The organism is Bacteroides sp. 214, assembly GCF_010501015.1.
Lineage (GTDB): Bacteria > Bacteroidota > Bacteroidia > Bacteroidales > Bacteroidaceae > Bacteroides.
This window is the reverse complement of record NZ_QVML01000002.1, coordinates 154,434-166,469: the sequence shown is the minus strand read 5'-3', so window position 1 is coordinate 166,469 and position 12,036 is coordinate 154,434. Positions and strand designations below refer to the sequence as shown.

The window sequence follows — 12,036 nt, the reverse complement described above, 5'->3', positions numbered from 1 at the left end:
TTGGTGATTCTAACACAAAAACCCTCAACTAATCTTACTCTTTCTCATAAAATTATGAAAACTTAAATGCAAATATTGAGTTTTCTGCAAAAAACGAATACCTTTGCGGAGTCAAAATATGAAGTTCCGCAAAAAACAAATATGGCCCTGTGTGTTTTTTCTCACATTGTTTCTGTCGACAGCTTTTATAGAAACGGCGTGGAGCAAGGATTTTGTTGTGGTTATCGACGCCGGACATGGTGGCAAAGACCCCGGAGCCGTGGGAAAATCTTCTAAGGAAAAAGATATTAACCTAAAGGTTGCCCTGAAGCTTGGAAATCTCATCAAGAAGAATTGCAAAGATGTAAAAGTGGTTTACACGCGCGAAAAAGACGTTTTCATAGCACTAAATCGTCGTGCCGAGATAGCAAATAACGCCAAAGCAGACCTTTTCATCTCAATACACACTAATGCCGTGCCCAAACCCAGACAGCCCAAAGGAGCCTCGACATGGACATTGGGGCTGGCACGATCAGAAGCAAATCTGGATGTGGCAAAACGCGAGAATGCGGTTATTTTATACGAAAGTGATTATAAAACACGTTATGCCGGCTTCGACCCAAAATCTTCCGAGTCGTATATTATATTTGAATTTATGCAAGACAAATATATGTCGCAAAGCGTACATCTGGCATCATTAATACAGAAACATTTCAAGAGTACCAGCAAACGTGTAGACCAAGGAGTGCACCAAGCAGAATTCCTTGTATTACGTGCTACTGCTATGCCAAGTGTATTGGTAGAGTTGGGATTTATTTCTACTATTGAGGAAGAGCGCTACCTAAGCACAGAGCAAGGCACTTCGAGCCTGGCAAGCAGTATATACCAGGCGTTCATGCAATATAAAAAGGAACACGACGCCCGGTTTGAAGAGACCAAAGAAGGTGTAAAAAATACGCCTCCGACAAAAACCGAGCAACAGCAAATTGAGAAGCCAAAGGAGGGTGGCACTATCTTTAAGATACAAATACTTACCTCGTCAACCGCGCTTAACGCTAATGACAAACGGTTTAAAGGATTAAAAGGAGTAGATAATTACAAAGAAGGAGGCATTTATAAATATACTTACGGTGCCTCTCCCGATTACAATGAAATTGTGCGTACTAAGAATAAAATAGCTGCCGATTTTAAGGATGCTTTCATCGTTGCCTTTAAGAATAACGAAAAGATTAACATCAGCACTGCAATACAAGAATTCAAAAAGAAAAACAAATAAAGAAAATATGAAATTAGCCAAATATTTCACCAAAGAAGTTAGAATAGGAATAGTAGCCATAGTTGCTTTAATCATTCTTTTTTATGGAATCAACTACCTGAAAGGGGTACAGATATTTACACCAAGTAGCTATTTTTATGTGAAGTACACAAACATCAGTGGGCTTACGAAATCTAGTCCGGTATTTGCCGATGGTTATAAAGTGGGCGTAGTACACGACATTGAGTACGATCTCAAGTCGCCCGGTAATGTTATTGTGGCCGTAGAAATAGACAAAGATATGCGTATTCCTAAAGGAAGTTCGGCCGAGATTGTTACAGACATGCTTGGCGGCGTAAAGATGAACTTGTTGTTGGTAAATAACCTACGCGAAAGTCATGCTGTAGGCGACACTATTCCAGGTACAATGAATAACGGAATAATGGAAACAGTAGCGGCTTTTGTTCCTAAAATTGAAACAATGCTTCCCAAACTGGACTCTATCCTTACAGGACTCAACACGTTAATCAGAAATGAGAACATCCCTGCAACACTGGAGTCTGTTAAAAACATCACTGCAAATTTAGAGATTACTACCTCCAGTTTTAACCATCTCCTACAAAAAGACATACCACAAATCACTGGTAAATTAAACACTATCAGCGACAATTTTGTTGAGATTAGCAGTACATTAAAAGAGATGGACTTAACCGGTATGTATACTAAGATTGACCAAACGTTGGCTAACGTCAAGCAATTTACCGAAAACTTGAATAATCCTGACAATACAATCGGATTACTATTAAACGACCCACAATTATACAATAACCTGAACAGTACAGCCACAAATGCTTCTATGCTTTTAGAGGATTTAAAAAATCATCCGAAAAGATACGTTCATTTTTCTCTTTTTGGAAGAAAAAAATAAGAAAAACTGAATCCAAAAAATAGAATACGTCTAAATAACAAAGCATCTATTGCTTCTCATTAAAAAACACTCCAAACCTGCTTCTTACTTTGTGATTAGCAGGTTTTATTTTATTTTATTAAGATTCCCTAGAATACTAAAAACCCAGTTAATCAACTGAATGTCAGAGCCATAAGAAAATCCAAGCAATGAGTACTGTGTTATACAACCTCTTTTTGTAAGTAGCTGAAACCGAACCGTTTATTTTGCCTGCATAAAAAGCAAGAAAAAATCCATTTGTTTTTTCAAAATAAGATTCTCAATTTTGCAGTACAAGAAATTCAGCTTAGTAGTTTAATTGTGTATTAAATATCCGTATGATAGAAACCGATCATGTCGGGCTTTGGAATCAGTGTCTTTGTGTTATCAAAGATAATGTTCCGGACACGACCTATAACACTTGGTTTGCTCCTATAGTTCCATTGAAATATAAGGACAACACCTTAACCTTACAAGTCCCAAGCCAATTCTTTTATGAGTTCATAGAAGAGAAATTTGTAGATTTGCTCCGTGCAACCCTACATAGAGTAATCGGCGAAGGAACCAAACTTATGTATACTGTAGTAGTAGATAAAGGTTCGGGAGGAAGCGGTACTACTACGCTTCCCAGCAACAACCATTCCACAGCAGTAACTTCCAAAAGCAGCACCACAGCAGTTGATCAACCACGTGTTCTTCAAGAATTGGATCCCCAATTACGTCCCGAATACACATTCGAGAACTTCATTGAAGGATACAGCAATAAGTTGCCGCGTAGCGTAGCTACTGCCGTAGCTGAACACCCGGCAAAAACAGCGTTTAATCCTCTATTTATATATGGTGCGTCAGGAGTGGGAAAAACCCACCTTGCCAATGCTATCGGTATAAAAATCAAAGAAAAATATGCCGAAAAAAGAGTTCTGTATGTTTCGGCACATCTTTTTCAAGTGCAATACACTGATTCGGTACGCAACAACAACACAAATGATTTCATCAATTTTTATCAAAGCATTGATGTATTGATTATTGATGACATACAAGAGTTTGCCGGAGTTACTAAAACTCAGAATACATTCTTTCATATCTTCAATCATTTGCACCAAAACGGCAAGCAACTGATTTTAACTTCCGACCGTTCGCCGGTTTTGCTGCAAGGCATGGAAGAACGATTGCTTACCCGCTTCAAATGGGGCATGGTTGCAGAGTTGGAAAAACCCTCTTTAGAACTGCGTAAAGACATTCTACGAAACAAAGCAAGTAAAGACGGTTTGCAATTTCCGGATGACGTAATAGACTTCATCGCAGAAAATGTAAACGAGAGTGTACGCGACTTAGAAGGAGTGGTTAATTCAATCATGGCTTACTCAGCAGTATATAATAAAGATGTAGATCTTGAATTGGCGCAACGAATTGTACGCAAAGTAGTACGTAGCGAAAATAAAGCCATCACCATTGATCAGATTATTACCGCTGTATGCAACCACTATATGATGGAGCCAACAGCTATTCATACCAAATCTCGCAAGAGAGAGATTGTGCAAGTTAGACAAGTAGCTATGTATCTAGCCAAAAAGCACACAGACTCTTCTTCTTCGAAAATCGGTCAGCAAATAGGTGGAAAAGACCATGCTACAGTGCTTCATGCATGCAAAATCGTTAAAGACCAATGCGAGGTAGACAAGGCTTTCAGAGCTGATATCGGAAGTATAGAAACCATGCTGAAGAGAAGAATTTGATTAAAAAGGAAGGAAATATAAAAAGAGGCTACCGCAAGCATTTGCAAAGTAGCCTCTTTTTCATTTTATATTATTATACAAAACTTACTTCATAAACCCCTGCTGACGAAGTACATTCATCAACTTTTCAGAAATAAGCTCATTGTCTTTCTTTGTATAGCGTATATCAGTAAATATTTGCGCTAATGTTTCTTTATTATTTATCCGCACAAACTCCAGATTTTCGGGCAATGACTCCTTTACCTTATAAATAGCATCAATATCATTGGGAGTATAATCGTGATAAAATTCTTCGTGAATCACACCAGCAAGAGGCAAACGATCAACTTGCTTAGGTTCTTCGGCGGGATAGCCTAAAGTGATGGTAGTTATAGGAAATACCAATTGAGGTAATTTCAATGTATCAATAATCATTTCGGAATTGTAGGTAGTAGTACCTATATAACAGATACCGAGCCCATTTTCTTCGGCTACAGTGCAAAAGGTTTGGGCAACAAGTAAAGTATCCATTGTTGCATTAAGAAATGACTGAAAGTTATCATAACCGGGAAGCGCATTCCGTTGTTCACACCACTTCGACACACGCCGAAAATCAGCACAAAAAGTAAGTACAACGGGAGCCGTCTTAATCATGGGTTGATTATAGTGAGCCGGCGAAAGAGCTTCTTTCATCTGTTGATCACGAGTTACTACTATGCTATACAGCTGAAGATTACCAAGCGTAGATGCCCTACAAGACATCTCAAGCAAATCATTTAATAAGTCAGCAGGAACATCATCCTGTTTGTACTTTCTGATAGAACGTCTATTTCGCAAAGATTCCATATTCTTTTTATTGCAAAATTAAAAGAAAGTAGGCACAACAAAAAGTATTTGCACAATTAATTAGCATAATCATTCGTAACTATACCACCAATACACCAACAGCCTTATTTATTTTTTTCACTTGATGTAACATTTAATACAATAAAAACACATAAAAAAGAGAAGTATATGAAAGTTTTTTATTCCAAAGTTCACCAAAACGGAAAACTTTTCACTCATATAAAATCAATAACACCCTAACACAAAGACACTTAGAAATAGCAAATGGAAAACTTTGCATATTGTTAATAAAATAGAAGCGATTAATTTTGCACAACCGAAAAACATTTATAGTTTTGCAAACTGAATACACAGTTCAAACTATTAAGCCTAAAGTTAACAATATTATTAATATTTCTAATGTTTAAATCACCGTGGGAAAACAAATTTACTCTTACGAAGAAGCCTTTGAAGAATCTTTACGATATTTTCAAGGAGATGAGTTGGCAGCAAGAGTTTGGGTCAACAAATATGCAGTAAAAGATTCATTCGGGAACATCTATGAGAAGTCGCCCGAAGACATGCATTGGAGAATAGCCAATGAAGTTGCTCGAATTGAAGCTAAATACCCCAATGCATTAAGTGCTAAAGAGTTATATGAGCTTTTAGACCACTTTAAATATATTGTACCACAAGGAAGCCCCATGACTGGAATTGGCAACAATTACCAAGTGGCATCTCTTTCAAACTGTTTTGTTATTGGCGTAGATGGCGAGGCAGACTCCTATGGTGCGATTATAAAAATAGACGAAGAGCAGGTTCAGTTAATGAAAAGACGTGGTGGCGTAGGTCATGACCTTTCGCATATCCGTCCCAAAGGCTCTCCTGTTAAGAACTCAGCACTTACTTCTACCGGACTTGTTCCTTTTATGGAACGTTACTCTAACTCTACCCGCGAAGTAGCGCAAGATGGTCGTCGTGGCGCATTAATGCTGAGTGTTTCCATCAAGCATCCCGACTCAGAAGCATTTATTGATGCAAAAATGACAGAAGGAAAAGTTACCGGTGCCAACGTTTCGGTAAAACTCGACGATGCCTTTATGCAAGCCGCTATTGATGGGAAACCATACAAACAACAATATCCAATAGACAGCGCCAATCCTACCACAAGTAAAGAAATTGACGCTTCGACGTTGTGGAAGAAAATCGTACACAATGCATGGAAATCAGCAGAACCAGGTGTATTATTTTGGGACACCATTATCAAAGAATCCGTTCCTGATTGCTACGCAGACTTAGGATATAAAACAGTATCCACCAACCCGTGTGGAGAAATTCCGTTATGCCCTTACGATTCATGTCGTTTGTTGGCTATCAACCTATACTCGTATGTAGTAAACCCATTCAAGAAAGACGCTTATTTCGACTTTGAACTGTTTAAGAAACATGTAGCCCTGGCACAACGCATCATGGACGACATTATTGATTTAGAGCTCGAAAAGATAGAACAAATCCTAGGAAAAGTATCACAAGACCCCGAAGAAACGGATGTAAAACGTACAGAACGCGAACTCTGGGGGAAAATATACAAGAAGAGCGCACAGGGAAGACGCACAGGCGTAGGTATTACCGCTGAGGGAGATATGTTAGCAGCATTAGGACTTCAATACGGAACCGAAAAGGCCACTGAATTCTCGGAGCAAGTACACAAAACAGTTGCTCTTTGCGCCTACCGATCATCTGTAGAGATGGCAAAAGAACGTGGCGCATTTGAAGTATACAATACAGAAAGAGAGCAAAACAACCCTTTCATCAATAGGTTGGCAGAAGCAGATCCGGAGTTATACGACCTGATGAAAAAGTATGGCCGTCGTAATATTGCCTGTCTAACGATTGCCCCAACAGGAACAACCAGTTTGATGACACAAACCACTTCAGGTATCGAGCCGGTATTCCTCCCTGTTTACAGAAGAAGAAGAAAAGTAAATCCAAATGACACACAAGTCCGCGTAGACTTTGTGGATGATACCGGCGATGCGTATGAAGAATACGTGGTATTTCACCACAAGTTCGTAACATGGATGGAAGCCAATGGATATGACCCTGCAAAGCAATATACCCCTGAAGAGATTGATGAGTTGGTAGCCAAGTCACCTTATCACAACGCAACATCCAATGATGTAGACTGGCTAATGAAAGTAAAAATGCAGGGAAGAATACAAAAATGGGTAGACCATTCCATTAGTGTAACAATCAATTTGCCACACGACGTAGACGAAGAACTCGTAAACACACTTTATGTAGAAGCATGGAAATCGGGGTGCAAGGGTTGTACAGTTTACCGTGATGGTTCTCGCTCGGGTGTGCTTATTTCCACAAAAAAAGAAAGTGAGGAATTGCCACCTTGCAAACCACCAACGGTAGTAGAAGTTCGTCCGCGTATTTTAGATGCCGACGTGGTTCGTTTTCAAAACAACCGCGAGAAATGGGTTGCATTCGTGGGGCTGCTCGACGGAAGACCTTACGAAATTTTCACCGGATTACAAGACGATGAAGAAGGCATTCTTTTACCTAAGAGTGTTGTAAACGGAAAAATCATTAAGAACGTTGATGAAAACGGCAACAAACGATACGACTTCCAGTTCCAAAATAAGCGCGGATACAAAACAACCATCGAAGGGCTATCCGAAAAGTTTAACAAAGAATACTGGAACTACGCCAAACTAATTTCGGGGGTATTACGATGGAGAATGCCAATCGAACAAGTTATCAAGTTAGTAAGCTCCTTGCAGTTGGATAGCGAAAGCATTAACACCTGGAAGAATGGTGTGGAACGAGCACTCAAAAAATATGTCCAAGATGGCACGGAAGCTTTAGGGAAAAAGTGTCCAAACTGCGGAAGCGAGTCGCTAGTATATCAGGAAGGTTGCTTAACCTGTAAGAACTGCGGTACTTCAAAATGTGGATAACACTTCACAGCTTACATGAGACTCTCATTTCACATTGAATACCATACCAATTGGGGAGAAGAGATCCGGTTATCCGGCTCTTCTCCCATGTTGGGTATGGGAAGTGATGAGGGAAGCGTTGCGTTATATACTACAGACGGAAGACACTGGAATGTAGAAGTAGAGTTAGAGTGCCCTACAAATGGATTTATCGAATATCACTATCTTGTTTTTCGGAACGGGCATTTGGTGCGCGAAGAATGGAAAGGCGTACCAAGAAAGTTAGAACTGCCTGTAGATTCACAGCAATCGTACATCATTTACGATAGTTGGCAAGACATTCCCAAACAATTACATTTTTATAGCTCAGCCTTTACAGAGTCACTACTAGCACATCACCATAGAAGTGCAACTGTAGAACACCACTCCAAAAACATTTTATTCAAAGTACAAGCGCCACGCATCAACAACAACTGCTGCTTGGCTATTTGTGGCAATCAAGAGCTACTTGGCAACTGGAATCCAGACAAAGCACTCCCCATGAGTGATGCCAACTTTCCCGAATGGCAAATAACACTCAATGCCAGCACGTTGAATTATCCGCTTGAGTACAAATTTGTTCTGTACAACCTTCAAGAGCAACGCGCTGAGATGTGGGAAAGCCAATCAAATCATATACTCGACGACCCTCATCTAAGGAAAGAAGAGACTTTGGTTCTTGCTACACAACAACTCTACTTCGATTTACCCGTATGGAAAGGGGCCGGTGTTGCTGTTCCTGTTTTTTCTCTCCGCTCGGAGAGCAGTTTTGGCATAGGCGACTTTGGCGATTTGAAACAGATGGTAGACTGGGCAATTATCACAAACCAGCAAATTGTGCAAATACTCCCTATCAACGATACTACAATAAATCATACATGGACAGACTCCTACCCTTACAATAGTATTTCTATTTATGCCTTTCACCCAATGTATATGGATATCGGGCAAATGGGCATATTGAAAGATAAGAAAAAGGCACAGGAGTTTGTTATTAAACAAAAGGAGCTAAACGCATTAACAACGGTAGACTACGAAGCTGTAGACAGAGTTAAATGGGAATACTTTCACCTCATTTATGCACAAGAAGGTGCAAAAGTCCTGGCTTCGGACGCATTTAACCTATTCTTCGAAGAAAATAAAGAATGGTTAGTACCGTATGCTTTTTTTTGCTATCTGCGTGACAAATATAACACTGCCAACTTTCAGGAATGGCCAGAACACGCAACCTATGATGCAAACCGGATAAAAGAATATAGCCGTCCGGATAAAACACATTACAAAGACATCGCGCTATATTTTTATATACAATTCAACCTACACCTGCAGCTAACCCAAGTTACCACTTATGCACGACAGCACAGTGTGGTGCTAAAAGGAGATATACCCATTGGTATCAGCCGCAACAGCGTAGAAGCATGGACAGAACCTCATTATTTTAACCTAGCCGGACAAGCTGGTGCTCCACCCGACGATTTCTCTGTCAACGGACAAAACTGGGGATTCCCCACTTACAACTGGGATGTAATGGAGAAGGATGGCTACAGTTGGTGGATGAAGCGTTTTAAGAAAATGGCAGAATACTTCGATGCTTACCGCATTGATCATATTTTAGGTTTTTTCCGCATTTGGGAAATACCGACCAATGCCGTTCATGGATTATTAGGGCAATTTACCCCTGCACTCCCTATGAGCAAGGAAGAAGTAGCAAGCTACGGCATCAATTTTGATGAAGAACGATTCCTTAATCCGCTTATTGACGATTCGTTTTTAGAGCAATTATTTGGTTCGCAGGCAACCTATGTAAAGGAACAATTCACTGAGCCAATAGGAGATACAGGAAAATATAGAATACGTTTTGAATTCAACACGCAACGAAAAATAGAAGCCTTCTTTGCAAATAACGACAACTTTTCGCTTTCGATACGCGATGGGTTATACCGTTTAATAAGCAATGTGCTTTTCTTGCGCGACCACAAAGATCCTGAGAAATTCCACCCTCGCATCAGCGCACAACTCGATTACCAATACAAGCAACTTACCACTGAGGAACAAGAAGCCTTTAACCATTTATACAATCATTTTTATTTCCATCGTCATAATGAGTTTTGGCATCAGCAAGCCATGAAAAAACTTCCAAAACTAACACAATCCACTCGCATGATGGTTTGTGGCGAAGACTTAGGAATGATTCCGGAAAGCGTTTCATGGGTTATGAATGACCTGCGTATATTAAGTTTGGAAATTCAGCGCATGCCAAAAGAGCCAAACTGCGAATTCGGAAACCTCAATAAATACCCATACCTATCTGTTTGTACAATATCCACACACGATATGTCAACACTAAGAGGCTGGTGGGAAGAAGATTATACAAAAACACAGCGCTACTTCAATACAGAGTTAGCACTACAAGGTATTGCACCTGTTACTGCTACTGCAGAAATTTGCCATCAGGTGGTACACAATCATTTAGAAAGCAATTCAATGCTCTGTATACTGGCATTGCAAGACTGGCTGTCCATCAACGCAGAGCTACGCAACCCCAATGCGCAAGCAGAGAGAATCAACATTCCTTCCAATCCAAAACACTATTGGCAATACCGCATGCACCTTACAATAGAAGAACTACTCAGGGCAAATAATCTAAACGATCAGATAAAAACTCTTATAAATCAGACGTCAAGAAATCCGCATAAATAACAGTTGCCTGTTGTAAAAATAAATATCACTTCCTCCCTTTGTTTTTATTTTTGAAACTTAGCCGTTATTTCTACTATTTATTTATCTTTGCAAATTAATTGTAAAGATTAAAACGTTTTAATGGAGAAAAAAGAACGTATTGACTTTGTCGATCTAACCAAAGGTATTTGTATTATTCTTGTAGTGATGGCTCATATTGGGGGACCGTTCGATAAAATGGACAGCCACAATATCATATCGTCATTCCGAATGCCGCTTTACTTCTTCATTTCGGGTATCTTTTTCAAATCTTATGAAGGTTTTTTAGGATTTTTCATTCGAAAGATAAATAAGCTCATTATTCCATTTGCTTTCTTCTACCTGGGCGCTTTCTTCGCTAAATACATTATTTGGAAAGTGTATCCGCCTGCATTCCAGTTGCCTGTGGAGTTTGCCGACTTATTAGTAGTCTTCAAAAAGCATGAGCTTATTGACTTTAACCCTCCTATATGGTTCTTGTTAGCACTTTTCAATTGCAACATAATATTTTATATTATCCATGGTATCTTTAGGCACCGAAATATTATATTGTTCTTTGGTGCCGTGGCGTTAATAGGGCTTGTCGGATTCTCTTTCGGAAAGATTCGCATTGAGCTTCCCCTATACATTGACGTTGCTATGACGGCTCTTCCTTTCTACTTTGGTGGTTTCTGGATACGTCGTTACAATTTCTTCTTACAGCCCCACCGTTTTGATAAATTAATCCCAATCATCGTTGCAATTACTCTGGTTGTCATGTATTTCTTTGCAACTAAACCCGGTATGCGTACGAATAGCTATGACGGCAATATCTTTGAGTTCTATGCAGCAGGTTTTGCAGGCATACTTATGATAATGATGATTGGAAAACAATTCAAATATGTACCTATCATTTCTTATTTAGGAAAGTATTCGGTTATTACATTAGGGGTGCATGCGTTTGTTCTTCACTTCTGTCGTAAAGTTGTGGGTGCATTTATTTATAACGAATGGGCATACACAATTGTACTTCTTCTTGTTGTTCTTGCTATTTCATTAGCAGCTACACCTATCATTAATAAGATAATGCCACAGTTCGTTGCACAAAAAGACCTTATTCCAACCAATCTTACGATAAAGAAAAAAGAAAATTCGGAATCAGATTCATCAGAAGGAGCTTCGTAGCCAAAGAGTTTTATGCAAATCACAGACAGCTATATCTATTTAGAAAACGTTTCGTTCTATGCATATCACGGTGTTGGCAAACAAGAACGGAAAGTTGGAAATACATTCTACATCACACTTCGACTAAAAACAGATTTCTCCAAGGCATGCTTGTCCGACGACGTAGCGGAAACCGTTAGCTATGCAGATGTACACAATGTACTTGCAGAGGAAATGACTATCCCATCCAACCTGTTAGAACATGTATGCAACCGTATTGCCGAACGCTTGTTCAATGACTTCCCGGCAATAGCAGAACTTTCTATCAAACTATCCAAAAAGAACCCACCTATGGGAGCAGATTTAGACGCTGCCTGTGTAGAGATGCACTGCAAAAGATAATCATCCTCTTTTGTCTTGTTCTTCAAATAATTTCCTACCTTTGTCTATATCAAAGAGTAGTCATCG

The 12,036-nt window shown here is 39.5% G+C and carries 8 protein-coding genes; 7 read left to right on the top strand and 1 reads right to left on the bottom strand.

Annotation, left to right across the window (positions count from 1 at the left end; genetic code table 11):
* Positions 1 to 118 precede the first annotated feature (118 nt).
* The 3 genes from D0T50_RS02335 to dnaA all read left to right on the top strand — a co-directional run bounded on the left by D0T50_RS02335 (position 119) and on the right by dnaA (position 3,916).
* Positions 119 to 1,255, top strand: a complete 1,137-nt coding sequence (locus tag D0T50_RS02335; protein ID WP_163221590.1) for an N-acetylmuramoyl-L-alanine amidase — start codon at positions 119 to 121, stop codon at positions 1,253 to 1,255.
* Positions 1,256 to 1,262: 7 nt separating this feature from the next.
* Positions 1,263 to 2,162 (top strand): MlaD family protein, encoded by a 900-nt coding sequence (locus D0T50_RS02330; RefSeq protein ID WP_163221588.1) that lies wholly within the window; start codon positions 1,263 to 1,265, stop codon positions 2,160 to 2,162.
* 356 nt (positions 2,163 to 2,518) lie between these two features.
* Positions 2,519 to 3,916 (top strand): chromosomal replication initiator protein DnaA, encoded by a 1,398-nt coding sequence (gene dnaA / locus D0T50_RS02325; protein WP_163221586.1) that lies wholly within the window; start codon positions 2,519 to 2,521, stop codon positions 3,914 to 3,916.
* 84 nt (positions 3,917 to 4,000) lie between these two features.
* Here the strand turns inward: dnaA and D0T50_RS02320 are convergent, their stop codons facing one another.
* The gene (locus D0T50_RS02320; RefSeq protein WP_163221584.1) at positions 4,001 to 4,741 is read right to left on the bottom strand and encodes an NADPH-dependent oxidoreductase; all 741 of its coding nucleotides are present in this window, start codon (positions 4,739 to 4,741) and stop codon (positions 4,001 to 4,003) included.
* 413 nt (positions 4,742 to 5,154) lie between these two features.
* Here D0T50_RS02320 and D0T50_RS02315 point away from each other — a divergent pair, with 413 nt between their 5' ends.
* The 4 genes from D0T50_RS02315 (at position 5,155) to folB (ending at position 11,970) form a co-directional block, all read left to right on the top strand.
* A complete protein-coding gene (locus D0T50_RS02315; RefSeq protein ID WP_163221581.1) occupies positions 5,155 to 7,689 on the top strand; it encodes an adenosylcobalamin-dependent ribonucleoside-diphosphate reductase in 2,535 nt (844 codons plus the stop codon).
* Between the two features lie 15 nt (positions 7,690 to 7,704).
* Positions 7,705 to 10,407 carry a 4-alpha-glucanotransferase gene (locus D0T50_RS02310; protein ID WP_163221580.1) on the top strand — a complete coding sequence of 901 codons (2,703 nt, stop codon included), beginning with the start codon at positions 7,705 to 7,707 and terminating at the stop codon, positions 10,405 to 10,407.
* Between the two features lie 120 nt (positions 10,408 to 10,527).
* Positions 10,528 to 11,589 carry an acyltransferase family protein gene (locus D0T50_RS02305; protein WP_163221578.1) on the top strand — a complete coding sequence of 354 codons (1,062 nt, stop codon included), beginning with the start codon at positions 10,528 to 10,530 and terminating at the stop codon, positions 11,587 to 11,589.
* A gap of 12 nt (positions 11,590 to 11,601) precedes the next feature.
* On the top strand, positions 11,602 to 11,970 hold the full coding sequence (gene folB / locus D0T50_RS02300; RefSeq protein WP_163221576.1) for a dihydroneopterin aldolase: 369 nt from the start codon (positions 11,602 to 11,604) through the stop codon (positions 11,968 to 11,970).
* Positions 11,971 to 12,036 lie beyond the last annotated feature (66 nt).

Bases quoted from the DNA above. Each gene is read 5' to 3' on its own strand.
- D0T50_RS02320 (WP_163221584.1), bottom strand. From the start codon at position 4,741: ATGGAATCTTTGCGAAATAGACGTTCTATCAGAAAGTACAAACAGGAT.
- D0T50_RS02310 (WP_163221580.1), top strand. From the start codon at position 7,705: ATGAGACTCTCATTTCACATTGAATACCATACCAATTGGGGAGAAGAG.
- D0T50_RS02335 (WP_163221590.1), top strand. From the start codon at position 119: ATGAAGTTCCGCAAAAAACAAATATGGCCCTGTGTGTTTTTTCTCACA.
- D0T50_RS02305 (WP_163221578.1), top strand. From the start codon at position 10,528: ATGGAGAAAAAAGAACGTATTGACTTTGTCGATCTAACCAAAGGTATT.
- folB (WP_163221576.1), top strand. From the start codon at position 11,602: ATGCAAATCACAGACAGCTATATCTATTTAGAAAACGTTTCGTTCTAT.
- D0T50_RS02330 (WP_163221588.1), top strand. From the start codon at position 1,263: ATGAAATTAGCCAAATATTTCACCAAAGAAGTTAGAATAGGAATAGTA.
- dnaA (WP_163221586.1), top strand. From the start codon at position 2,519: ATGATAGAAACCGATCATGTCGGGCTTTGGAATCAGTGTCTTTGTGTT.